We start from the raw sequence: 26045 nt of genomic DNA on the forward strand, positions 1-26045 counted from the left end.
GGAGCCCCCCATGCTACATGAAATGCGTTGGACCGAAACGAAAATCAGGCAGCGTCTTGAGCTGATCGAGCCGTTGGTTTACCGCCGACGTCAGCCGTTGGCATCCTTCAGGCACATGACCTTGCCTGATCCCCTGACAGATCCGCCCATCGGCATCGAGGTGGATGACAGTGATTGGGAGACCATTGAGCCCGACTCCTATTGGGGCATCTGGATGACCGACTACGCGCTGCGCACGTCGTTCCAGGTGCCGCAGGACTGGGATGCCGACAGCCCTGTTGCCCTCTACTTGCCTTTGGGCGAGGCAGGAGACTTCAGCCATCCAGAGGGGCTGGCCTATATCGACGGCGAGCCCTACGCGGCCTGCGACCGTCATCACCAGGAGATACTACTACCCGACAAATGGCGCGATGGAAAGTCGCACCTGCTGGCCTTGCATACCTGGACCGGACTGGGTGGCTGGCGATTTGATTCCCCGGCTACCAAGCTCTTCATGCGCACGTGCGAGGTAGTTCAGCTGGACCAGCCGACCCGCGATTTTGTGGCAACAGCCAGGGTAGCCCTGGGCATCGCCAGCGCCCTGGACGAGAACGCACCGGCCAAGGGAAACCTTCTCAACGCCCTGGACGAGGCGTTCAAGATCCTCGATACGCGCGCGCCACTCGCCGACCGGTTTTACAACAGCGTTGCCCCAGCGCACGCCGCCCTGCAAGCAGGGATCGATCTGGCCGGGGCACCGATGGACGTGGACGTCGTCGGCGTGGGACACGCCCACATCGATGTGGCCTGGTTGTGGACCCTGGGCCAGACTCGCCGGAAATCGGGCCGCACCTTCCATACGGTATTGCGCCTGATGGAACAGTTTCCCGATTATCACTTCGTCCAGAGCCAGCCCCAGCTGTACGACTATATCCAGGAGGACTATCCCGGGTTGCTGGATGCAATCAAGGAGCGTGTTGCCGAAGGCCGCTGGGAACCTCTGGGGGGCATGTGGGTAGAGGCAGACTGCAATCTGAGCGGCCCTGAATCCCTGGCGCGTCAGTTTTTGCTGGGCCGCACCTTTTTCCAGGAACACTTCGGCCGCGATGCCGACTCTCCGGTGCTGTGGCTGCCTGACGTTTTCGGCTATGCGTGGGCATTGCCCCAACTCATCAAACAGGCGGGCCTGGACTACTTCATGACCATCAAGATCGGTTGGAACCAATACAACCGGCTGCCCTACGACAGCTTCTGGTGGCAGGGGCTGGATGGCACCAGGGTATTGACCCACTTCAGCACGACGCCGGACGTGGGCGGTGGTTTTGGTGCCAGCACGTACAACGCCATGGCGGTACCCGAACAGGCCATTACCACCTGGACCAATTTCCAGCAGAAGGAGCTGCAGCAAGAACTGCTGATGATCTTTGGTTACGGCGACGGTGGCGGTGGACCCACGAGGGAGATGTTGGAGAATTTCCGCGAGCTGGAGGCTTTTCCGGCGACACCACGGATGCGGCAGGACAGCGCCGGTGATTTCTTCCGCAACCTTGAAACGACCTCCGGAGACCGCCTTCCGACCTGGAATGCTGAGCTCTATTTCGAGCTTCATCGCGGCACCTACACTACCCAGAGTCGCAATAAGCGAGCCAACCGCAAGAGCGAGTTCTTGCTGCATGATGCCGAATATCTGGCCACATTAGCCGCCATGCTGGATTCTGGATATGAGTATCCTGCTGCTACCATACGAAAGGCCTGGGAGTTGGTCTGCCTCAATCAGTTCCACGACATCATCCCGGGAAGCAGTATCAACCCTGTGTACGTCGAGTCCCTGGAACAGTATGCCGAGATCGAGGAGATGGGGTCTGGCGTGCGAGACAAGGCTTTGCAGGCGGTGGCAACAATAATCGGCAGCGATATCCTGGTTGTGAACCCCACCTCCTTTGTCCTGGATGATCTGGCCTACCTGCCCGAGCAACTGCAGGCTGGTGAGCGTCTGCAGCGGCCCGATGGCGTGCCGGTACCGACCCAGGTGGCTGACGGTGGCACATGGGCCGCTACGGGCGAACTGGCTCCATTCAGCGTAACCCCGCTCGCCGTGGCCGGCGGCAACCCACCGGAGTTGGACACAGAACTCAATGTTTCGCCCACGCTGCTCGAAAACGCCTACCTCCGGGTGGAACTTGACCCGGCCGGTGACATCGTGCGCATTCTCGACAAGGCAAACGATCGGGAGGTGCTGCCGGCTGGTACGGTTGCCAATCAGTTCCAGGCCCTGGAGGACCGGCCAATGAACTGGGATGCCTGGGATGTGGACATCTTCATCGACGACAAGATGTGGACTGCAGAACCGGCAACCTCGGTCGAGGTCGTGGAGGCGGGTCCGCTGCGGGCCACCCTGGAGATCCGCCGGCGCGTTCTCAACAGCAATTACGTTCAGCGCATCTCGTTGAGTCACAACAGCGCTCGCCTGGACTTCGATACCCAAATCGACTGGCGGGAACGTCATATCATGCTCAAAGTGGCCTTCCCGGTGGAGGTCTTCTCACCGGTGGCGACCTATGAGATCCAATGGGGCAACGTCGAGCGGCCCACCCACAGCAACACCAGTTGGGATTGGGCCCGCTTCGAGACCTGCGCTCAGAAATGGGTCGATCTTAGCGAGGGTGGCTATGGTATCAGTCTGCTCAACGACTGCAAGTATGGCCACGACATCAAGGACAATGTGATGCGCATTAGCCTGCTGCGCGGTCCAACCAGTCCCGATCCCGAGGCCGACCAGGGTGAACATCGTTTTGCGTACAGCTTGCTTCCCCACGCCGGTGGTTGGGGCGAGACGACAATCGCGGCAGCCTATGCCTTGAATGATCCGTTGATTGTGTGGGTCAACCCAGGTGAACTTGAATCGTCGGCTCAGGCTACTCAGGTTGATGACTCTGGTGATCGCCGCGTTGCCGTGTCTTCCCATCCCTCCTTCGTCTCGGTCGACCAGCCCAACGTGGTGGTGGAGACGATCAAACGAGCCGAGGATGGCAATGGTTTGATTGTGCGTCTTTACGAAAGCCAGCGCCGCCGTGGTCTTGTCACATTGACGGCGGCCTTTGAGGTTGCAGAGGCCTGGCATGCCAATCTCTTGGAGGAGAATGAGACGGAGCTGGAGGCCAGCGGCAACCAGGTGACCCTGTCCATCAAGCCCTACGAAATCGTGACCGTGCGTCTCATCCCGGTCGCCTGACGTCCCGGTAAGGGCATGATATCCCAACTACGGAGCCTTGCCACGCGTGACGCCGCCCCACGGGATATCATGCCCCTGGGTACCCGCCGACGCCCGGCCACACGTGACGACGCCCCATGGGATATCTTGTCCCCTGGGTACCCGGTGCCTGTCATCAAGGAGATCATCACCATGCCAAATCCCATCGGTAACGTCCGTCAAAAGGTAAAGATCGCAGCCGGCCTGTTCTGGGCGGATTACGCAGTGCTGGGCGCGCAGGTTCAGGAATTGGAGGCGGCCGGCGTCGACTGGTTGCATATCGAAGTGCGCGATGGCACCTATATGGACTTCGGCATGCCTCGCGGTGGCTTCGATATCATCGAGGCGGTGCGCAAAAGCACCTCCCTTCCGATCGAGGCACAGTTACAGATGGTGCGGCCGAGCTTCGATGTCTTTCGGCAACTGGCAGACCTGGGCGTGGACCTGATCACACTGCCGGTCGAGACGATGGCTGAACTCACAATGCAAGCCATCACCTTCATCAAGGACGCTCTCGATCTGAAGGCCGGCGTCTGGGCCTGGCAGGGTGTGCCGATAGCCGCGTTCGAGCAATACCTGTTACCTTTCGTCGACATCATCGAGTACGAGAGTCGGGCTCATTTCTGGGTCAAGGAAACTGGCAAGAGCCCTCACACCATGGACCCGATCATGGTCGAAAACATCCATCGTCTGCACACCATGATTCTTGACGCGGGGCTGGAGGAAAGAATCGATCTGATGGAGGACGGTGGCTTGAACGCCGGCAATGTGGCTGAGTTCATCGAAGCAGGCATGACCGTGGGCGAGTTTTCATCGCCGCTGCTCAAGGGACCCGATGGCAAATATCAGCCTGGCATCGGCCAGATCGAAGCAGCTGTGGCAAGGCTGCGTGCAGTGATGGATAAGGCGAGCGATACCTATCGAAACGAAGATGGGCTGATCAGCAGCCAACAGAAGAGGTAGGCAGATGAAACAACTGGGAATCGCCATGATCGGCTATGGCGGAATCGGCCGCGTGCACGCGATGGCCTACCGGACGATCCCGTTCCATTATGGCCTGGCCGCAGACACGTTCAGGATCGTTGGTGTTGCCACCACTCAGGAGACTACAGCCCGCAAGGCCGCGGCTGAGATTGGTTGCGAAAACTGGACGAGCGATTATCGGGACCTGCTGGCGCGCGACGATGTGGATCTGGTCGACGTCTGCGTGCCAAATCATAAACATGAGGAAATCGTCGTAGCGGCTGCCGAAGCTGGAAAACATATCTACTGCGAAAAACCACTCTCGATGGATGTTGCAGAGGGCAAGCGCATGGTAGCTGCTTGCGAGCTGGCGGGAATAAAAACCCAGATGACCTTCAATTTTCGCTTTTTCCCGGCGATTACACGGGCGCGGCAGTTGATGGAGCAGGGCTTCCTGGGGCGCATCTTCTCCTTTCGGGGCCGCTACTACCGCTCCAGCTACATTGACACCAATAAACCCCTCTCCTGGCGATTGCGCAAGGAGATCGCCGGCGGCGGTGCCCTCTTTGACCTTGGGTCCCACGTGCTCGACCTGGTCACCTACCTGTTGGGTGATTTTGGGTCGGTACAGGCAACCATCGACACATTGATCAGGGAACGCCCGATAGCTCCCGGGTCGGATGAGATGGCCCCGGTGGATGTGGATGATATTGCTCTGATGCATCTGCGCATGGCCGATGGCACCCTGGGTCTTGTCGAGATCTCCCGGATGGGTACAGGTGCCACCAATGACCTCCAGATCGAGATATTTGGCGATCGGGGCGCGATGCGCTTCAATTCGACCGACCCCAGTTGGCTGGAAGTGTATGATCTGCGGGACCCTGGTCAACCACTGGGCGGCATGAGGGGATTCCGTAAACTGGAAACGGTGCAGCGCCACGAGGGTCAGAAGTCGCCCGACTGGTCGATGCCGCCAGGTTTTGTGCGGGCTCATGCCGAGTGTCAATACCAGTTCTTGCGTGCGATCGTCGACGATGTCTCTTCCAGCCCGTCGCTGGCCGACGGCTTGCGTGTGCAGGAGGCCATGGAGGCGGCCCTTCAGTCCTCGGCCCAGAATCGCTGGGTAACGGTGGAGGAAGTGAGGTAGGATGACACGGAGACGCGGCGACGCAGAGACACGGCGATATTCTGACATTCCGACATTCTGACACACTGGCATGCTGAATCCCTGGGTTATCGGCGCCGATTTGGGCGGCACCAAGATCGAGTTGGGCCTGGTTGATCCTGAGAACCAGGTTGTGGCCCGGAGGCGCATTGCCACCGAGGCCGAAAAAGGGCCCGATCACGTGGTCAACGGAATCGCTGGCAGCGTCGGCGATCTTCGCGCTGCCCTGCCTTCAGGAGCGAAGATAGCAGCTCTGGCCATCTGCTCGCCCGGTCCGCTCGATCACGAAAGCGGTGTGTTGATGGACCCGCCCAATCTTCGCGGCCTTCATAACACACCCTTGCGCCAAATGCTGGAGGATCGACTGCAGATGCCGGTTGCCCTGGAGCATGATGCTAAGGCCGCTGCTCTGGGTGAGCTTAACTTCGGTGCCGGCCGCGGGGCATCCAGTATGGTCTATATCGTCGTCGGTACCGGTGTGGGTGCGGCCATAATCCTGGATGGCAACATGGTCCGCGGCGAACATAACTTTGCCGGTGAGGTAGGGCATATCACCATTGACCGCTACGGGGAGTTGTGCCACTGCGGAAGCCGGGGCTGTGCCGAAACCTTTATCAGCGGTCCTTCCCTTGCGAAACGATATCGCCAGGCCATGGAGAATGAGGGCAGCGCTGTAGATGCCCGGCCCATCTCGGGAGAGTTTGTGTCGGAGCTGGCTGCCCAGGGTGACCACCTGGCTGAAACCGTTATGCAGGCCGCCGGCGAGGCGCTGGGACTGGTCGTCGCTTCCCTGGCGATGACTGTCAATGTCGACCTGTATGTCATTGGCGGTAGTGTGGTCAATGCAGGTGACCTGCTGCTCGAGCCCGCGCGCCGTACTGTCCCCCACTATACCTTCCAGTCGGTGGGTGACAACGTGCGCATTGTTGCAGCCGGGCTGGGGGGAGTTGGACCCGTTCTGGGCTGTGCGTGGCTTGCCCGGCAGATCGACCAGGAGGATTTGCTGCAAAAATGAGACAAACCTTGCACCAGCTCAACGAAAATCCCCTATCAGCCTTTCCTCCAGAGTTGTGGCATTCTACACGGCCCTCTGAACGGGCGGCCCGCATCAAGGGCCGGTTGCTGAGCGATGAACGCCAGGTTGATATCGAGCGGGCTCGCTACGCGACAGAGAGCTACAGGGAAACCGAGGGACGGCCCATGCCTCTGCGTCGGGCCGCCATGCTGCTTCATCTGGTCCGCCACATGAGCATCGGCATTGAGCCCGACGAGTTGATCGTGGGCAACCGTTCCTTGTTACCCAGAATGGGAGTCATTGCGCCGGAGGGCGCCGTCGCCTGGATCGATCGGGAACTGGATATCCTTTCCACTCGTCCCCAGGATCGCTTCAACATTCGTCCGGAGCAGCGTAGTGAGCTCCGCGAACAGATATTTCCCTATTGGCAGGGCAAAACCCTGGAGGATATGGTTGCCAGGCGCGTGCCCGATCATGTCAAGGTAGCGGTGAAGGGCAAAGCCTTCAGTCTGAACCAGACCGATCATGCTCAGGGCCACATCCTGCCTGACGTCGCCGGTTGGTTGAGGCTTGGGATCGGCGGCTTCAGGCGAAAAGTGATCGAGGCTCAAGGTGGTGCTGAAACTGCCGGGCAGGAGGTGTTTTACAGGGCCTCGCTGATGGCTCTTGAGGCGGCTCAAACCTTCATACGCCGTTACGCCCATCTCGCCCGTCAGCAGGCCAACGACATGGCCGAACAGACCAGAAGGGCTGAGTTGGAAGAGATCGCCTCGGCGTGCGATCTGCTTTCTGAACGGCCACCTCGAACCTTCGGGCAGGCATTGCAGGCGGTCTGGTTTCTTTTTGTGCTTCTGCAGATCGAATCAAATGCCAGCAGTTTTTCGCCCGGGCGCCTGGACCAATACCTGTTGCCCTGCCTGGAGCGGGATATTGCCTCGGGTCGCCTCTCCCTTCCCGAGGCCCAGGAACTGTTGGAGCATCTTTGGTTGAAGTTCAATGAGATCGTCTTGCTGCGAAGTAGCAGCAGCGCCCGCTATTTCGCCGGTTTTCCCATCGGTTTCAACATCTCCCTGGGAGGACAGCTGGAAGAGGGCCGCGATGCCACCAATATGCTCAGCTACATGTGCCTCAGGGCCCAGGCCGACCTGGGTCTGACTCAACCCAATCTGTCGATCCGTATCCACCAAAACAGCCCTCAGGAGTTTCTGATGGCTGCCACTGCTGTCATCAGCAAGGGCAGTGGTATGCCCCAGGTGTTCAACGATGAGGTGGTGATCCCGGGCCAGATAAACCGGGGGATTGCCCCGGTCGACGCCCGAAACTACGCGGCCGTCGGCTGCGTTGAGCTGTCCACACCGGGCAAGGCATTGGGCTGGAGTGATTCCTCTATGTTCAATATGATCAGGGTGTTGGAGCTGACGCTCTTTGGCGGCAGAGACCCAAAGAGCGGCGACCTGATCGGCCTCGAAACGCCTGCCGTGGACGAGATGGATAGCTTCGATGCCCTCGAGGCTGCCTATGACTTGCAGTTGGCTCACTTCGTCGATCTGATGGTGCAAGGCTGCAATGTGGTGGACCGCATTCATGCCGAGGTTCTGCCGTCCCCCTTTCTGTCGCTGGTTATCGAGGACTGCATCGACCAGGGGGTTGACGTTACTGCCGGCGGTGCCCGCTACAATTTCTCCGGTCCCCAGGGTGTGCAGATTGCCAACGTTGCCGATAGCCTGGCTGCCATTTGCCAGGCCGTTTTCGAGGAGGCGTGGCTCTCGGGCAGTGAGCTGCTCGACGCGCTGCAAAACGATTTTGCCGGCGACGAACAACTGCGGCAACGGCTGATCAACCGGGTTCCAAAATATGGCAACGACGACGACCGCGTCGACAGGTTCGCCAAAAAATGGGCAGGCCGTTTTTGCCAGGAAGTTGGCCAATACCCGACGATGCGGGGCGGGACCTACCAGCCTGGTTTTTATACCGTCTCCGGGCACATGCCCATGGGCGCCCATGTAGGCGCGACGCCGGATGGCCGTCATGCTGGCACACCGCTGGCGGACGGCGGACTTTCGCCCGTGGCCGGCCAGGACCGCAAAGGGCCGACGGCGGTACTTAATTCGGTCGGCAAAATCAACCTGGAACTGGCTTCCAATGGCACCTTGCTGAATATGAAGTTTTTGCCTTCTTTTTTCGAGGGACAGCAGGCACTGGAGAAGTTCGTCTTGTTGTTGCGAGGGTTCTGTAGCTTGCGAATCCCTCACGTGCAGTTCAATGTCGTCTCGGCTGATACCCTGCGCCAGGCTCAGATGCATCCCGATCAGTATCGCCACTTGGTTATCCGGGTAGCCGGCTACAGTGCCTACTTCAGCGACCTGGACAAAGATCTGCAGAATGAGATTATCCGCCGTACCGGGTTTCCCGACATTCCGACATGCTGACACGGTGACACGGCGACACGGTGACATGGCAAATGTGCAGGAGTCGAGGCTGTGCGTAGCCCCCTTTTTGGGTTAGCCGGGAGAGAGACACGGCGACGCGGTGACACGGCGACGCGGCGACGCGGTGACACGGCGACGCGGAGACGCGGTGACACGGCGATGCGGAGACGCGGTGACACGGCGACGCGGAGACACAGCGACACGGCGACATGCTGACATTCCGACCTGAGGAGGTGACAAATGCTAAGTTCGCGTGAACGGGTGATGATGGCTGTTAACCACCGGGAGCCCGATCGCGTACCGATCGATCTGGGCGGCCATCGCTCGTCCGGGATCATGGCGATTGCCTACAATCAGCTGAAGCGGCAGCTGGGAATCGACTCGGGCGACATCTACGTCTACGATTTTCTGCAGCAATTGGCGATTATCGAGCCTGAGGTGTTGGACCGCTTTGGCGTCGACACAATCGAAATGGGGCGCGGGTTTGCACTTGAGCCGGAAGACTGGCAGGATTGGGTGTTGCCTGACGGGACCCCGTGCAAGATTCCCTCCTTCATTCACCCTGTTCGCGAAGGCAATGATTGGTACGTCTACCACGAGGATGGCACTCGAATCGCGGTTCAGAAAGAGAGCTGTTTATATGTGGAGCAGACCTGTTTCCCGCTTGCTGAGAGCGACGATCAGCTCTTTGACGATCTGGCAACGCCCCTGGAAAGGGTCATGTGGGCAGCCGTGGGTACCCCTCCGGCGCCCATTGGCTACGACGAACAGGGGCTGCAACAACTGGCTGCCGGGGCGAAGGCTCTGCGCGAGTCGAGCGATCGGGCCATAATCGGACTCTTCGGCGGGAACATCTACGAGTTGCCCCAGTGGCTCTTCAGCATGGAAAACTTTTATTACCTCATGGGCGCGGAGCCACAGCGAGTACACCGGCTGTTGGACCAACTGGTAGCCATGCACTTGGAGAACCTGGAGAAGTTCCTGTCAGCGGTTGGGCCCTACATCGACATCATTCTTTTCGGCGACGACCTGGGTATGCAGAGTGGCCCCCAGTTCTCGCCTCGCATGTTCGAGACCTACTTCCAGCCTCGTTACACTCTGATGTGGGAAACGGCCAGACGCCTTGCCGATGTCAAGGTAATGCTGCATTGCTGCGGCAGTATCACGCGGTTATTGCCCGGCCTGATCGAAGCGGGGTTGGATATCATTCAGCCTGTCCAGACCAACGCACGGGATATGGAACCTGACCGGCTCAAGCGCGAGTTTGGCAAGGATATCTGTCTCTGGGGCGGTGGATGTGACACACAGCAGGTGTTGCCCTGCGGGTCACCCGAGGAGGTGGCCGAGAATGTTCGTCAGAACGTAGAGATCCTGGCGCCGCAAGGCGGCTACGTATTTCAGCAGATTCATAACGTGATGGCCGATGTTCCGCCCGAAAATATCGTCGCCATGCTGGATGCTGTTAACCCCTGAGAACGGAGGCTTCATGGCTGGAGCACAACGCGGGAATTCCAGATTGCTCATCGCCTTGGCGTTCCTGAGCTTCATCGCAATGGGTCTGTTTGTCGGCTTGATGGGCGTGGCCTGGCCATCTATTCGCCTGAGCTATGGCATCCCTCTCGATGCCATAGGGGCTTTGTTTCTGTTTTCCATGGCCGCATCTCTGATCTTTAGCTTCAGTAGTGGCCGTCTGATAGCTGGCGTCGGATTAGGTGTCCTTCTGTTAATCGGCGGAATCCTGGCCTCTCTGGGTTTTTTGGGATACGCGGCAGCGCCCGCCTGGTGGACGATGATTCTGGCCGCGGCCATCGCCTCGGCGGGCACCACACTCATAAACACCGGCCTCAATACCTACTTCGCCATCATTTCCACGGCAAGTCTCATGAGCTGGCTCCACGCCAGCTTTGGTCTGGGCGCTACCATCAGTCCGATCGTGATGGCTGCTATGCTGAATGCCGGATATTCCTGGCGCTGGGGTTTCGCCTTCGTGGCACTCTGTTTCGCTGTTTTGTCCCTCCTCTACCTCTTCACCCGCAGGCACTGGCCTCTGCCAGAGCACAAGGCCTCCGACCAATCCACCGACGTACCGGTGCAGTCCAGCTACCGGGACAGCCTGAAACTTGCAGGCGTCTGGCTGAGCCTGTTGCTTTTTGCCGCCTTTACCGGCATGGAGGGGACCGCGGGCCAGTGGCCCTATGTGCTTTTCACCGAATCACGCGCTATAGATCCTGTCGTCGCCGGCCTGTGGGTCAGTATCTTTTGGGCCAGCATCACGATGGGCCGGCTGTTCTTTGGCGCGATCGTCGGTCGAACGGGCACCGTCCCACTGATTCGCGCTTGCGGCGTGCTGATCGTCGCTGGATCGGCTCTGCTCTGGTGGAATCCCAGCAATACACTCAGTTTCGCAGGCCTCATCCTGATCGGTTTCGCTGCGTCCCCGTATTTCCCGGTGCTTGCCTCGGAAACACCCAGATTGTTTGGCCAGGAGAACGCCGCCAACATAATCGGATTCCAGATTACTGCCGTTCGTCTGGGATTGGCTATCGTGCCGGCTTCCGTCGGGGTTCTGGCCCGCGCCGCCGGCCTGGAGACCATTGGCTTGTCGATGTTTGCAATTGCCGTTGCGGTTGTCGTATTATATGAGTTGACCCTGCGCACCACGGCGCGTGCCGAAACGGCGCTGCCCGAAGGCGAGGGGAGTTATGGAAAGGAACTAGCATGACCAATTTATTGAAGGTAGGAGTTATCGGTGTCGGTGGTATCGCCAAATGGCACATGCCAGGATGGCAGGCATCTGAACATGCCGAGGTCGTTGCAGGCAGTGATATCGCCGGGGATGTGCTCGCTGGCTGGGGTGCAGAGTTTTCTGTCGACCGGCTCTACACCGATCCGGCGGATCTCTTTGCTGATCCAGACATTGACATCATCGACATTTGCACGCCCAATATGTCCCACACGCCCCTGGTGATTGCGGCGCTGGACGCGGGAAAAAACGTCATCTGCGAGAAGCCGTTGGCTGCCACACCGGGGGAGATCGAGCAGATGATTGAGGCCCGCGATCGTTCCGGAAAACTTTTGATGACCGCACAACATTTCCGCTTCAAGGGTGTATCTCAGACCATGAAGCAGGAGATCGAGGCGGGTGCGCTGGGAGATGTGTATCACGCGCGCAGCTGGCAATTGCGACGCAATGGCTTGTTTGTGCGGCCCAGTTTTACGCGCAAGGAGTTCAGCGGGGGTGGCCCCTGTATCGACATCGGTGTACATATCCTCGACCTGTCGCTTTGGTTGATGGGCAATCCCCGGCCTGTGGCAGTGAGCGGTGTGGCCTGGGCGCCGTTGGCCCATCACGACAGGGCTTTTGCCAGTTGGACTGGCGAACTTATCCGCCCCGATTTCGATGTCGAGGACTATGCCGCCGCTTTCGTCAGATTCGACACCGGTGCCACGTTGATTCTTGAAGTGAGCTGGCTGCTGCATCACGATATCGAAGGGGAGGATTCTCAAGTGTGGCTCTACGGCACCGAAGGTGGATGCCATTGGCCCAAGGCTCTGTTTCTCGAAACCAACTACGATTCAAAACAATTTTACAATCGCACGCTCAAGTTGACCGGGGATGCCATGGAACCTCACGGGCTGGAGTGTGTGGCCTTTGCCGAGGCTGTGGCGGAAGGCAGGCCCTCACCCGTGCCGGCCGAACAGTCTCTTCAGGTCATGACCATTTTGGATGGCATCTATCGCAGCCAGGAGACTGGACGCGAAATCTGGTTCGAATAAAGGAATGACAATTATGTTACGCACCGCAATGCTCGGCGTTGCCCATGTCCACGCCAATGGCTACGCCCGTCAGATTATCGAACATCCCGAAGCGCAGATCGTTTGTGTCTGGGATGACCAGGCTGACCGGGGAACGGCGGCCGCCGCCAGGTATGGAGTCCCGTTCGCCGATGACCTGGAGGCCCTTTTGAGTCGCCAGGATGTGGATGGTGTAGTGGTCAACGCGCCCACCGACCAGCACCCTGAGATTCTAATAGCCGCAGCCGCTCATGGCAAACATATCTTCACCGAAAAAGCCCTCACGATCGCGACAGCCGACGCCGACCGGGTTGTCGACGCCGTCCACGCCAGTGGCATTAAGTTCATGATCTCCCTGCCAAGACGTACCTGGCCGGAAAGCCTGTTTTTCAAACAGGTGCTCGACGAGGGTTGGTTGGGCCGCGTCACCATGATGCGCGCGCGCCTGGCCCACCCCGGCGCGCTGGATCGATGGTTCAGCGGGCCGACCGCCTGGTTTGGCGACAGGGAGCAAGCGGGAGGCGGTGCATTGTTCGACCTGGGCTGTCACATCGTCGATCTGATGGGCTGGTTTCTCGGTGAGCCTGCCAGCGTCGTGGCAGTGACTCAGAATTTCAGCGGCGAATATGACATCGACGACCAGACCGTGGCCATCGTGCAGTTCAAGCAAGGTGCCCTGGGAATCCTGGACTGCACCTGGGTCCATCGGGCGGGCCCAAATCCTATTGAGATCTACGGCACGGAAGGCTACGCGGGCTATGATGGCCGGCGCGAGTCTATCCAGTTGATCAGCAACGAACTGCAGCCTGAGGGGATTCGCGGCAGCATTCACCCTCTGGAACTACCCGAGGCGCTGCCCTCTCCCATGGATCAGTGGATCAGCGCCGTGCTGCACGATACACCGATGACCATTGGCATCGAGGACGGCCGAAATCTTACGCGGCTCATGGAAGCGATCTACCAAGCTGCTGACAGTGGCTGCCAGGTTGTGGTTTGATGTCAATATGTCAGCATGTCAAAATGACACAATGACATTCTGGAGAAAACCTATGCCTTTCCCGGCAATCGACACATCTCTCGTCCGCACCTACGCGCTGTCGGAACGACCGAGCCTGGTGGCCCTTGACCACCTTATCACACCGGAAATGCCGGTGCCGCCATTCGACAACCCGGAACTGGTCGAAGTAGCTACGCGAATCGTGGCTGCGCGCCAGGCGGGACGGCCTGTGATCTGGATGATCGGTGCTCATGTTGTGAAGCGTGGTCTGGCTCCGGTGCTCATCGACCTGATGCGGCGGGGCGTGATTACCCATCTGGCCAGCAATGGCGCAGCGCCGATCCATGACTTTGAGATTGCCTTGCTGGGCAATACCAGCGAGGATGTGTCCACAAGTCTTGAGGATGGCAGTTTCGGCATGGCGGAGGAAACGGGCGCTTTCATGAACCGGGCAATCCAGGCAGGCGCCCGCAGTGGTATCGGAGTTGGCGAGGCCCTGGGCCAATGGATTGCAGGGCATGATCGTTTTCGCTTCCGGGATCAGAGCCTGCTTTACTCTGCCTTCCACCTTGGAATCCCCTATACGGTGCATGTTGCGATTGGCACAGACATCATCCACCAGCACCCGGAATGTGATTTCGCGGCCCTCGGTTGGGCCAGTGGTCAGGACTTCAAGGTCTTCACCAGTTCGGTCAGTCAACTGGAGGGTGGAGTCTTCTGTAACTTCGGTTCAGCGGTGATAGGTCCGGAGGTCTTCCTGAAGGCCCTTTCCATTGCTCGCAATCTGGGGCATAGGGTGCAGGTCTTCACTACGGCGAACTTCGATATATTGCCCCTGGAGCAAGACTATCGTAAGCCCTCAACCGACGACCAGCCGACCTACTATTATCGACCGAAGAAGAATATTGTTATCCGGCCTACCTCCATGGGTGGACGTGGCTACCACATCGTCGGTGATCACCGGGATACCATACCTAATTTGCATCATGAGGTAGTTCAAGGGCTCGCCGGTACGACCCTGCCCAACCCACTGGATCGACGAAATGCAGCATTCGAAGGAGCTGGCGACCTGGAGATGCAATTTCCCAGGGCGGCCGCGTGCCTGTTGGGGGCGATCGAACGGCAACCTGCTCTTGAGCCGGTGACGACCGCACTGATCGATGCTTTTCGTGTAGTAAATCTGGCTGAATCGACCGGTGGCACGCTTTTTCTCTGCGGAAACGGCGGAAGCATGGCAGACGCGCTGCACATTTCCGGCGAGCTACTGAAATCCTACGCCAGGAAACGATCTTTGGAGCAAGGCAGGTGCGATCGCTTGCTTCAGCAGCCCGATGGGGAACTGTTGGCTCGAAACCTGGAGCCTGGCCTGCGGGCAGTGGTTCTGGGCATCAACCCGTCGCTGGCCAGCGCCGTCGCCAACGACATGCCCGATCGTGATATGAACCTGGCTCAGGAGTTGATGGCCCTGGCTCGTCCAGGCGACGTGCTGTTGGGCATCAGCACAAGCGGCAATGCCCGAAATGTGGCCTATGCCGCGCAGACTGCCCGCGCCCTCGGCGTCCATGTAATCGCTCTTACCGGCGAGGCCGGGGGCCTGCTCGCCGGCCTCGCCGATGTGGCCATCAAGGTTCCAGCTCAGCGCACCGACCGGGTCCAGGAGTTGCACATCCAGTGCTATCATACCCTGTGTGAAATGCTGGAGGAGCAGTTTTTTGGCGAGGAGGTTGGGCCATCGCAGGGATGTGTCCATCAACCGTTGGCCCTGTCACCTTGAGCGGAAGTGCCTGATAGCTCATTGGACACGGAAAGTTGTTAGCGAAAGGTCCCAATCATGTGGGGCGAGATGCTTCGCTAGTCGCGCGTACGCGTGGTGTGCGACCTGTTCCACCGCTCAGCTTGACACGAGCCCACCACCCAGGAGAAGTTGAACCATGCAACCACGAGATCGTTTCATCGCCGCCCTGGAGCGACGTCCCTTTACGGGCCGGGTACCCCATTTTGAACTGGTTTTTTATCTGACCATGGAGGCATTCGGCAGGGTTCATCCCGGACACCGAAGTTATCACCAGTGGATGCAGATGGATGAGGAGGAACGCCAGTTGCACCGGGTCGATATGGCCGGTCTTTATATCGCCACGGCAGAACGCTATGAGCACAGCGCCATCTTTCTCCATCCCAATCCAGACTCGCTGGAAGAGACCATTCGTCTGGTCGATCTTGTTCGGGAGCGTACCGGTGACCGCTACTTCCTCATGCGGCACGGGGACGCTACCTTCAGCATTCCCGACGGCACCACGATGGTGGATTTCGTCTACCGACTGGCCGATGAGCCAGACAAGGTCAAAGCTGAGGCCCAGGAAAATGTAAACCATGCTCTTGAGCTCGCGGAGCAGCTGGCGAAACATGGAGAACTCGACGGATTCGCACTCTGTGCGGATTACTGCTTCAACAGCGGGCCCTTTCTGAGTCCCAGGATGTTCTCGGAATTCATCACGCCCTATCTCACACAGCTTGTTCGCGGTTATCGCCAACTGGGTTTCTACGTCATCAAACATACTGACGGCAACATCATGCCGATTATCGACGATCTGTTGGAGGGCGAACCCCATGCGCTGCATTCTCTGGATCCGCAAGCCGGAATCGACATCGCCCAGGTTAAGCGGGATTTCGGCCATCGGGTCTGCCTGATTGGCAACGTCAATTGCGGGCTGTTGGATACCGGTACCGAGGAAGAAGTCATCGAATCGGCCAGCTATGCGTTGAGGCACGGCATGCCCGGCGGAGGTTACATCTTTTCCACCAGCAATTGCATCTACACCGGCATGCGTCTCTCCCGCTACGAGTTGATGCTGGACGTCTGGCGCCGCGAGGGCAATTATGACGCGTAGCGCGTAGAATGAATCCTATGAAAAAACATCTATCGACCGCTCGTCTGCAGGATATCCTCGATCGTTTCGGCGAGCTGCAAGTCGGCGTTATCGGTGATCTTGCACTCGATGCTTACTGGTATGCCGATATGACCCAGTCCTATCTTTCCCGCGAGACACCGCTTTTTCCACGGCCCGTGGTGCGCGAAGTGTACGCGCCCGGCGCGGGCGCCAACGTGGCCGACAACCTGGCGGCTCTCGGTGTGCGCAAGGTTGTCGCATTCTCCGTCATCGGTGATGACTGGCGCGGCCAACTCTTGCGACGGGAATTGACCGGGCGCGGTATCTCCGTCGAACAGCTGGTGGTCTCGGATCAACGAACGACCAGCTGCTACGTCAAACCGATCTTGATGGGCTTTGACTCGCAACAAGAGGACCCGCGTCTTGATTTCAGCAACGCTGTCCCGCTCGATGGTCCGTCGGTGGAAGCGTTGATCGATCGGATTTCCAGGGAAATAACAAATCTGGACGCGCTGCTGGTTGCCGATCAATTCGAGCTGAATGGCATTATCGCGGACCCGGTTCTCGACGCGCTCAACCAATTGGCCGCCGATCATCCAGCTACCCACTTTGTTGTGGATTCGCGCCAGCGAATCGGCTTGTTCAGCCACATGGTGCTCAAGCCCAACTGGGTGGAGGCGGGGGCAGCAATTTACCCCCACCGTGACCCGCGGGATCTGAGCCAGGAGCAACTCGTTGAGGTCGGGAAACTATTGAGCCAGCGCAGCAGCCGGCCTGCTTTCATCACATTGAGTAACCGGGGCGCTCTGGTTTGCACGGAGGCTGAACAGGTCAGGGTACCGGCAGGACCTGTCCAGCCACCACTGGATCCGGTGGGCGCAGGCGATACATTTGTCGCTGCGCTGGCGGCATCTCTTGCAGCTGGGGCCGCGCCGGCCGAGGCGGCCGCGGTCGCCAATCTGGCGGCTTCCATCACCGTCGAAAAACTCAACCAGACCGGCACCGCTACACCCGAAGAGATCGTGGTTCGCTACGAATTGGCCAGCACTCAGGAGGATTCCCGTTGACCTTATCCCCAATCATCACTGCCGGCGAACTGCCGCCCCTGCCATGGCTGGAGGTCATCAATCCTTTGGCCCGTCTCGGGCAGGTGCGCCACGCCCTGTTCGACTTCGACGGTACTATCTCGGTCATTCGCAGGGGTTGGGAGCAGATCATGATTCCCTTGATGGTTGAGATGATCTGCGAAGATCAGCCACCGTCGCCGGAGATCGAAGCGCAGGTGGAAGACTATGTGGATCTTTCGACCGGTATCCTGACAATCAAGCAGATGGAATGGCTCGAACAAGCCGTGGTGCGGCACGACCTTGCCAGCAGAAAGTTGACTGCCCGCCAATACAAAACGATCTACAACGAACGATTGCTTCAACCGGTGCGAGCGCGCATGGCCCTGATGGAAGGAAGCGGCGATTCCCGCGAGACCCTGATGATTGCCGGAGTCCGGGCATTCCTGGAAGACCTTCAAGAGCGGGGCGTGAGTCTCTATCTGGCCAGCGGCTCCGATCACGTGTACGTGGTGGAAGAAGCCACAGCTCTGGGTGTTGCCGACTTTTTTGATGGACACATCTACGGGGCGCGCGATGACACAGAAGCCTATTCCAAGGATCGAATCATCTACCGCATTCTGGACGACCATGATCTGGCCGGCGAGCAGTTATTGGTTGTAGGGGATGGTCCGGTGGAGATCCGTCATGCCCGGGACAGGGGTGCCCTGGCCCTCGGTATTGCCGCCGACGAGGAACTGCGGCAGGGGCTCGATTCCCGTAAACGCCAACGGTTGTTGCTGGCCGGTGCCGACCTGCTGGTGACCGATTTTTTGCACCACGAGCAGTTGGCCGGGATTTTGGCCGGCGACGGGTAGGGGGGCGCGGCGACGGTTTGGACCACGAAGGCGCGAAGGATCGCGGATGACACGAAGCGCGAAGGAGACGAAGGACACGAAGGACACGGAGACATGGCGATAGGGCGACGGTTTGGACCACGAAGGCGCGAAGGATCGCGGATGACACGAAGCGCGAAGGAGACGAAGGACACGGAGACACGGCGATAGGGCGACCCTGCGACTCTGAAACTCTGAGACTCTGAGACTCTGAGACTCGGGAACCCTGGAAGAAGGAACAACCAATGCTCGACTTGAACGGATCCTGGAAACTCATGGACTTTGCACCCGGCCTGGGTGTGGCCGCCGGCGCGTTTAGCAGCGACTTCGATGATAGCGACTGGCCGCCGGTCGGCGTGCCGGGCGATGTGCACACTGCCCTGGTCCGGCAGGGACGCATCGAACCACCCTTTTTTAACATGAATGTCGAGACCTGCCAATGGGTCGAGGACCAGGAGTGGTGGTACCGGCGAAGCTTTCAGATCGATGAACCAGTCCTGTCGCCAGGCTCGCGTTTCATTTTGCGATTCGATGGCCTTGACACATTTGCCACGATTTATCTAAACGGCGCCGAAATAGGCCAACATGCCAATATGTTCATCGGCAAGGAACTGGATGTGACCAGCGATCTCCGGCCGGGTGATAACCTGCTGGCCGTCTGCTTCGACCCGGTGATGCAACAAATAGGCGATCACTCGCTGGACGGGCAGTGGGCCAGCTATGGCGCCGAGCGTGTCTGGGCTCGCAAGGCCCAGTACAACTTCAGTTGGGACTGGGCACCTCGCCTTCTCAGCGCAGGCATCTGGCAGGATGTGATACTTAAGCGTTTTGAAGGTGCCCGGTTGGCGGATGTGTTTTTCAAGACCGTCATGTTCAACGAAGATCTGGCGCGTGTTGCCATCGATATTGACATAAACAGATGGACGAATAACCGCGAACTCGGCGTCGAGATCGTTCTGAGTCGAGGCGAACAAGAGTTGGTTGCAGCGGCACCTGTGTCCGGGAACCGGATAGAAATGGCGCTTGATGTTTTCGACCCGGCCATTTGGTGGACCCACGATCTGGGTGAGCCTGCACTTTACGACCTGGAGGTGCGTCTGCTGGGGCAGGAGGGGCTTCTGGACGTTTACCGGGACCAGGTTGGTATCCGTACCATCGAGGTAGACCAATCCCTCGATCCGGAGGAACCGGGCACCCGGTTCTTTACCTTCGTCCTTAATGGCGTGCCCCTCTTTGCCCGGGGTGCGGACTGGATTCCGGCCGATTCCTTCGTTGCCCAGGTGGATGAGGATCGCTACCGCGACCTTCTGAGGCTGGCGGTGGAAGCCAACATGAACTGCCTGCGGGTGTGGGGTGGTGGCATCTACGAGAAACGGGCCTTCTATCAACTGTGCGACCAGTTTGGTCTGCTGGTCTGGCAGGATTTCATGTTTGCCTGCGCGCTCTATCCCGATTTCGATCCAGACTTCGTGGCGCAGATCGAAGTGGAGGCAGATGCCGTGGTTCGCCGTTTGCGCAACCATCCCTCCATCGCCATGTGGTGTGGCAGCAATGAAAACATATGGATCGACGACCTGGTCAACTGGGATGAGCCAGGCCGCGACTTCCCCGGAAAAACGATCTACCACCAGGTTTTACCGGACATCGTCGATCGATTGGACGGCACCCGTTTGTACTGGCCCTCCAGCCCCTTTGGCGGCAACGATCACAACGACGAGCGTCAGGGAAACCGGCACAATTGGCAGGTCTGGCATGGTGCTGAGTTGCCGCGTCGCTTTGGCGAGGAACCCCGGCGTGATTTCTCGCCGGACGGCGTTTCCTTCCGGCACTATGGGCACGACATGGCTCGATTTATCAGCGAATTCGGCATGCATGCTTCGCCGGTGCTGGAAACTTTGCGGCGCAATGTTCCCGAAACCGGGCTGCGTTTCGCAAGCCCCGAGCTGCTCTATCGCAACAAGGACCGGCCAAAGGACAAGGGAAACATGTTGATGCGGGCCCACACGGGCTTACCCGCGTCCCTTCAGGAGTACGTCGATTTCTCCATGATTGCCCAGGCGGAGGGGCTCAAGTTCGCTCTTGAACATTACCGGCGGCGCAAGTTTCACTGCAGCGGCACTCTCTTCTGGCAACTGAACGACTGCTGGCCCGGCCTGAGTTGGAGCGTTCTTGACTACTATCACTTTGCGAAAGCCGGCTATTTTTACGCAAAACGGGCCTATGCCCCGCTGATGGCCTCCTTTCAGTCGGAAGTCGACGGCAGTGTTTCCTTGTGGGTTGTCAATGACACGTTGGCTGAGTTGCATGACTCGGCCCTGTGGACGCTGGCGACATTTGATGGCGAAACCATTCATCAGGGATCGCAAGGCTATTCCCTGGACGCAAACGTATCCCGCCTGGTGACCAGTATCCCTGCCGAGCTTTTGCGCCGGGCCGATCCCAGGGCAAGCTTTCTCCATGTTCGCTCGCAAGGCAGCCTGTTTCCAGATAACCGGCACTTCTTTGTGGAAATCAAGGATCTGCTTCGGCCGCAAGCAAACCTGGAAGTAGGTATCAGCGAGGCGGAAAGGGGGCTGGATGTCCAGATATCCAGCGACCTGTTCGCCTACTTCGTTCAAGTCGTGGTCCCCGTCCAAGGCACACGCTTCTCTGACAACTACATCGATCTACTGCCGGGAGAGAAACGGCTTATTCAGGTCCGTCACGCCGGCGACCGTGCCTTGACGAAGGATGACGTTGTCGTATCCTGTCTCCCCGGAACCAGCGCCACGATATGACAGATCGGCCCGTAGCAATAGACCTGTCGCTGGCAGAAGAGCCGCTGGCGACATCCGGCGAAAGCGACACATTCCAACTCGATCAGGTGCTCACCATCGGCGTGGGGCACCTGACCCATGATATCTTTACCGCATTTCTTGCACCCCTGCTTCCTCTGATCCAGACCAGGCTCGGCCTGGGCTACGCTATGGCCGGAAGCCTGGCGATTTTCGCCCAGCTGCCCAGTCTTCTCAACCCCTTCATCGGTTACATGGCGGACAGGGTCAGCGTACGCTATTTCGTCATTCTGGCGCCAGGTGTCAGCGCGACTCTTTACAGCCTGATAGGGCTGGCGCCAAGCTACGCTGCATTGGCCATTCTCTTGTTCGCAGCCGGTATCAGTATTGCTGCCTTTCACGCCCCCGCGCCGGCCATGGTTGCCAAGGTGTCTGGTCCCCGGGTCGGCACGGGAATGAGTGTCTTTATGGCTTCTGGCGAGTTGGCCCGGGCCATTGGTCCGATCTTCGCTGTGGCAGGGGTGGCGTGGTTCGGTTTAGAGGGCATATGGCGATTGGCCGTGCTGGGTTGGCTGGTATCTGCCTTCCTTTTCGTGCGCCTTCGGCGGGTTCCGGCGACGCCAAGGACCCCGGGAAACTCCGACATGGCTGACTTCTGGCATACAGCACGGCGTGTGTTTCCCTCTCTTACCTGGCTGGTTAGCGGACGAATCTTCATGTTGGCGGCAGTGACAACCTATTTGCCCATCTATATGAGCGATGAACGGGAGGCCGGCCTCTGGATGGCAGCAGCAGCCCTGACGATTCTGGAAGCCGCGGGGGTAGCCGGCGCGTTGCTGGCCGGTACGCTGAGCGACCGGCTGGGGCGTAAGCGGGTCCTGCTGGTGCTCATGAGCGTGGCGCCGCTTCTTTTGTTCGCTTTTGTGTCTGGCCCCGAGTGGCTGGCAGTACCCCTGCTGGTCGCTCTGGGGTTTACAGCTATTTCCCCGCAGCCGGTGCTGTTGGCTCTGGTGCAGGATCAGTTTCCCAGAAACCGCGCCCTGGCCAACGGCACCTTCCTGGCCATCAGCTTTGTCGTCCGGGCCGCGGGCATCTGGCTCGTTGGTGTTATTGCCGACAGCTACGGGCTGAACAGTGCCTTTGCCTTCAGCGCCTTCTTTGCCTTGTTCAGTATTCCTTCAGTGTTTCTGTTGCCGTCGAAAGAGGTTGAATGAGGCAGGTTCGGCCTGGCGGTCTGCAAAGAAACTCGCGATTTCCCGACCAACCGAGTGTCATCCCCGCGCGGGCGGGGATCCAGGGCGTGAACTCCTGGACTCCCGCGTTCCCCGTGCTCGCGAGGATGACAGCGGGAGTGACGGATACGTGAGTTTGTTGTACCGGCGATCCCGTTGCGGCGGTGGGATGGGTAACTCTCAATGACAAGAGAGGGCCTGTCACTGCGAGGAGATCGAGCGACGTCAGCGCGAGAGAAAGGGCTGCAGGAGCAATCCAGCGAGATCGACGTGGCAGTCTCATTCACGGTTGAGAGGATGGTTTGTTAACCGACTCTGAGATTGCCACGTCAGCACGCCACGCCAGCAGGTGTACCGTGAGGTAGCAGGCGGTGCGTGAGCCACGCCGGCCCGAACCCCGGCTCGCAATGACAGCAGACCTCTGTCACCGCGAGGAGTTCCTCTGAATTCCAACGAGATCTGATGAGTCCCTACGCCGTTGACGTCAATAGAACCTCTCGAATCCGTCCGGCATACGCTGCGCTTTCCGCATCACCGGTAACAAAGCTGATCTGATCTGGCGATTTTACACCCAGGCCCAACTCCACCGCCCGGGCCAGCTGCTCCTGTTCGAACACGGATCCGCGCTCGACGTCGCGGGTGGTCTCAAACATGCGCAAGATGGCAACACCGGCAGCATCGATGGCAACGCGGTCGGTGCCCGCCAGAATGACTCCGGTTTCGGCCTTGGTGCCGGTGGCCGGTCCTCCCTTGACGAAGGCCTCCACGCCATCCAGAACGATAAGGGCCGGATCATAGGCCGTATTGATTTCGGCGATCATCTTGCGCTGGTCGCTCGTGCCGTGCAGCTCGTTCATGAAGTTGTAAGAATCGTGATGTTTGGCGACGAACCCCACCGAATTCTTTAGCGAAAGGGTGAAATGCCCACCGTAGCGGTGGGTCTTCAGATTGCAGGTCTGCACCACGCATTCGGCATCCCGAAGCATCCTTGGTACAGGAAACCCCCGTGCCCAGTGGAACCCGTCGCCATCGATGATGGTCCAGGCATCGGCCGGCAGGTCCTCAAAGGCCACCGCCTCTGCACCAAATTCATCAACTAATTCAAAGACACCTTTTTGCTCCATTACCCGATGGGTATTGCCCATGCCACTGCGATCAGCCAGGGTGATGGCGTGGGCCTCCATGTCGCTCAGGCTGGCAAGCAGTATTCGTAAAACGTCATCATGCGTGGAGCCGGGCGCGGGGTCAGCGCTGTTGAAGTTTGGTTTGAACAGCACATGACGGCCGCGAACAGGGTTGATGCCCAGCAGCTCAAGCGCCTGGCGTACACCTGCTGCTCGATCGGTGGTGCTGACGAGAGCGATGGTTGCCAATGATTGATCAGGCGCGGCCGCGGGCGAAGATTGGGCTTTCGGCTTAGCGGAGGTTCCGGAAGAAGCCGGCTGGCCGGAGGCAGCGGGCGTATCGGTGGATCTGGCTGTCTCCCCGGGCGGAATCGGGTATGTGCAGGCGTCGGTCAGTGGCGCCAGGACCGCGGCGCTGCCCAGCGCGATCAGGTTCCTGCAGAATTGTCGGCGATTCATCGGAGCACCACCTTTCGATCCGAATCCGCGAAGTACTCGATAGTGCTTACCAGACCCACTGATCACGGTTTCCGGTGGCAGTTCCGGCGAGACCGACTACGGTGCCCCCGAACCAGGACCAAGATGCTTCAACATGACAATTGGGTCTGAACCACTGGGGTTGTGGATGGTGACCCCTTCCTGCGCAGCCCGGTAGGAGACGAAGTACTCGTCGTAGGTCAATTGTCCGAAGCGAATCAAGGCCGGCGTCTCAATGGGCCACCTCTGGGCCGCTGGCTGGGACGACCCGGTCCCCATCGAGCCATGCCCTTGCACCACGATCAAACCGTAGGGACCGCTGTCCCGAATCGTAACCGTACGCCCTGGCAGAACGGTGAGTTCCTTGGCGGCGAAATATTCGTTGCCGTAAGTGATCCAGTTCTCCACGTACCCGGCCTCTTTCATCTCCTCCGGCGGTTTCACCGGAAGCGGATTCCTGAAAAATACCGCTTTGAAGTCGGGAATCGTGTTGATCTCCCAGTCCAGCATGGAAATGATGTAATCCATATCCTGTTTGTGCTTCTCGGGCACATGCATGACCAACTGCTCCCATCCGATGGGCATGTCGTTGGTCATCGACTCGAACATGGCATAGATATCGCTGGCCCACTGGGGCTCGTAGGTGCAGAGGCTTCCTGGTGCGTGCAACAGGCCCGGCGGTATGTACCAGCCTGTGCCCGTTTCCAGGCGATAGGCCCTGGACAGGTCGGTAATGCGGTTGTCCCCCTCGTTCCAGATTTCCAGGCAACGGATCACCTGTTCTTTGCTGGTTCCTGGCTCCAGGCCAAAGAAGGTGTGGGGGAAATCAGCGCCATAGTTGTTGAGTTGCGGCGGAAAGAAATAGGCCTCGGGTTTGGATTTCTGTCCCACATTGGCAGCGTGTTCCTCCATCTGATGCATGTGGTGGGGCAGTGGTCCTTTGTTGTCGAAGAACTTGGAGTAGATGGGCCAGCCGCCGTGTTTCTGCCACATGGCTTCGCCCAATAATTCAGCGCCCTCGTCCGCTACCAGGTCCGCCAACAGAACCCGCTGGGGATCGTCATTTTCCCCAGAAACCGCGTAACTCAAACCTTCATTGGGAGTGGTCAACGGGCCGTTGTCCGCCCTGGTAGTGGATGACAACCAGCGCTCATCGATACCGCCCCGATGCGCACCGAAGGCGTAGTAGTCGTTTGGATGAAGTTTGATACGCCTGCCTGGAATGCAGAATACTCGAGGCACCCAGGTTGGTGCCAGCCGTAGAATACCCTTTCCTTGTTCAAGGATGTTGTTGGTCATGGTTGTTTCCTATTTCAGTTCAATGGCCGGAAGCTCGCCGACTGCCGCCTTGTCCAGTCGCTCGGAAGTTTTTCGATCGCTTTCTTCGACAAACTCAAATATACCACCCCTTGCTCGATATGGTCAATCTGCTCGACCGGAACGGTGACATGGCTGATCGCCGATGACCGCCCGCAACCGACCACAAACCGCGGTCTGCGGTCCGCCGTCTGCTGTCTTCTGAAAGCCGCCTCATACCTGACCGAACTGCAGGTTCACCTTGTAATCATGTTGATCGATGATTTCTACCGCGAACAACTGTTCGTCCCGATCGTACACACCCCAGACCAGGTTTGGATCGATCGGAATCTCTGGTGTACCGGCGCCGGCGAGTTCAATGGTCAGGTGGGGGTGCCGTCGATGATGTTCGTAATCCAGACCTACAAGGGTAATCGATCCTGTTTGAGCTACGGGAGTCATGGAGCCTGTGCCTTGCTCTACATGAACCGATTTTCCACCGAAGTTCTGATTGAGCTCCTCGAAGAAAGCTGTCCATTGGGATGCGGGAATCATCCTGGGTTGGTGGGTGGGATCGTGATCCATAAGATTCTCCTTTTCGCCGGTAGTATTTTGGGGCCATCGAAGCTGAGCCGTCATGGGCCGGCATCATACCAATTTTACCCAGCTTCGTCGACCCCGCAAGTAGGTTTGCATCGGTTGTTTCGCATGACCCGATCCGC

The 26045-nt window shown here is 58.8% G+C and carries 18 protein-coding genes; 15 read left to right on the forward strand and 3 right to left on the reverse strand.

The genetic code is table 11. The features are described from left to right. Positions 1–10: 10 nt before the first annotated feature. From U9R25_00290 to U9R25_00360, 15 genes are all read left to right on the forward strand, one after another. The gene (locus tag U9R25_00290) at positions 11–3211 is read left to right on the forward strand and encodes an alpha-mannosidase (protein MEA3334317.1); all 3201 of its coding nucleotides are present in this window, start codon (positions 11–13) and stop codon (positions 3209–3211) included. 171 nt (positions 3212–3382) lie between these two features. Beyond that, entirely contained in the window at positions 3383–4192 is an 810-nt protein-coding gene (locus U9R25_00295; protein MEA3334318.1) for a hypothetical protein, read from the forward strand. A gap of 4 nt (positions 4193–4196) precedes the next feature. Continuing rightward, on the forward strand, positions 4197–5339 hold the full coding sequence (locus tag U9R25_00300) for a Gfo/Idh/MocA family oxidoreductase (GenBank protein MEA3334319.1): 1143 nt from the start codon (positions 4197–4199) through the stop codon (positions 5337–5339). 70 nt (positions 5340–5409) lie between these two features. Then, a complete protein-coding gene (locus tag U9R25_00305; protein MEA3334320.1) occupies positions 5410–6372 on the forward strand; it encodes an ROK family protein in 963 nt (320 codons plus the stop codon). Beyond that, positions 6369–8801, forward strand: coding sequence for a glycyl radical protein (locus U9R25_00310; GenBank protein MEA3334321.1), 2433 nt, complete (start codon positions 6369–6371; stop codon positions 8799–8801). Before U9R25_00305 ends, U9R25_00310 begins: the two co-directional genes overlap by 4 nt. 240 nt (positions 8802–9041) lie before the next feature. Then, positions 9042–10274, forward strand: coding sequence for a uroporphyrinogen decarboxylase family protein (locus U9R25_00315; protein ID MEA3334322.1), 1233 nt, complete (start codon positions 9042–9044; stop codon positions 10272–10274). Between the two features lie 13 nt (positions 10275–10287). Then, positions 10288–11523: an MFS transporter gene (locus U9R25_00320; GenBank protein MEA3334323.1), complete on the forward strand. Its 1236-nt coding sequence runs from the start codon at positions 10288–10290 to the stop codon at positions 11521–11523. After that, on the forward strand, positions 11520–12578 hold the full coding sequence (locus tag U9R25_00325; GenBank protein ID MEA3334324.1) for a Gfo/Idh/MocA family oxidoreductase: 1059 nt from the start codon (positions 11520–11522) through the stop codon (positions 12576–12578). Before U9R25_00320 ends, U9R25_00325 begins: the two co-directional genes overlap by 4 nt. Positions 12579–12591: 13 nt before the next feature. Next, a complete protein-coding gene (locus U9R25_00330; GenBank protein ID MEA3334325.1) occupies positions 12592–13593 on the forward strand; it encodes a Gfo/Idh/MocA family oxidoreductase in 1002 nt (333 codons plus the stop codon). A gap of 52 nt (positions 13594–13645) precedes the next feature. Beyond that, the gene (locus U9R25_00335) at positions 13646–15367 is read left to right on the forward strand and encodes an SIS domain-containing protein (GenBank protein ID MEA3334326.1); all 1722 of its coding nucleotides are present in this window, start codon (positions 13646–13648) and stop codon (positions 15365–15367) included. 157 nt (positions 15368–15524) lie between these two features. Continuing rightward, positions 15525–16481: a uroporphyrinogen decarboxylase family protein gene (locus U9R25_00340; GenBank protein ID MEA3334327.1), complete on the forward strand. Its 957-nt coding sequence runs from the start codon at positions 15525–15527 to the stop codon at positions 16479–16481. Between the two features lie 17 nt (positions 16482–16498). Further along, positions 16499–17548, forward strand: a complete 1050-nt coding sequence (locus tag U9R25_00345) for a PfkB family carbohydrate kinase (protein ID MEA3334328.1) — start codon at positions 16499–16501, stop codon at positions 17546–17548. Then, positions 17545–18402, forward strand: coding sequence for an HAD family hydrolase (locus tag U9R25_00350; GenBank protein MEA3334329.1), 858 nt, complete (start codon positions 17545–17547; stop codon positions 18400–18402). The genes U9R25_00345 and U9R25_00350 overlap by 4 nt, the downstream gene beginning before the upstream one ends. A 263-nt stretch (positions 18403–18665) precedes the next feature. Then, a complete protein-coding gene (locus tag U9R25_00355) occupies positions 18666–21197 on the forward strand; it encodes a glycoside hydrolase family 2 protein (GenBank protein ID MEA3334330.1) in 2532 nt (843 codons plus the stop codon). Continuing rightward, positions 21194–22408, forward strand: coding sequence for an MFS transporter (locus U9R25_00360; protein ID MEA3334331.1), 1215 nt, complete (start codon positions 21194–21196; stop codon positions 22406–22408). The genes U9R25_00355 and U9R25_00360 overlap by 4 nt, the downstream gene beginning before the upstream one ends. A gap of 488 nt (positions 22409–22896) precedes the next feature. Here U9R25_00360 and U9R25_00365 read toward each other — a convergent pair whose 3' ends face one another. The 3 genes from U9R25_00365 to U9R25_00375 all read right to left on the reverse strand — a co-directional run bounded on the left by U9R25_00365 (position 22897) and on the right by U9R25_00375 (position 25908). Then, the gene (locus U9R25_00365) at positions 22897–24009 is read right to left on the reverse strand and encodes a DUF362 domain-containing protein (protein MEA3334332.1); all 1113 of its coding nucleotides are present in this window, start codon (positions 24007–24009) and stop codon (positions 22897–22899) included. Between the two features lie 96 nt (positions 24010–24105). Then, positions 24106–25326 (reverse strand): hypothetical protein, encoded by a 1221-nt coding sequence (locus U9R25_00370; GenBank protein ID MEA3334333.1) that lies wholly within the window; start codon positions 25324–25326, stop codon positions 24106–24108. A gap of 231 nt (positions 25327–25557) precedes the next feature. After that, positions 25558–25908, reverse strand: coding sequence for a DUF5335 family protein (locus tag U9R25_00375; GenBank protein ID MEA3334334.1), 351 nt, complete (start codon positions 25906–25908; stop codon positions 25558–25560). Positions 25909–26045 lie beyond the last annotated feature (137 nt).

The organism is Chloroflexota bacterium (assembly GCA_034717495.1).
In the GTDB taxonomy this organism is placed as follows: Bacteria; Chloroflexota; Anaerolineae; order JAAEKA01; family JAAEKA01; genus JAYELL01.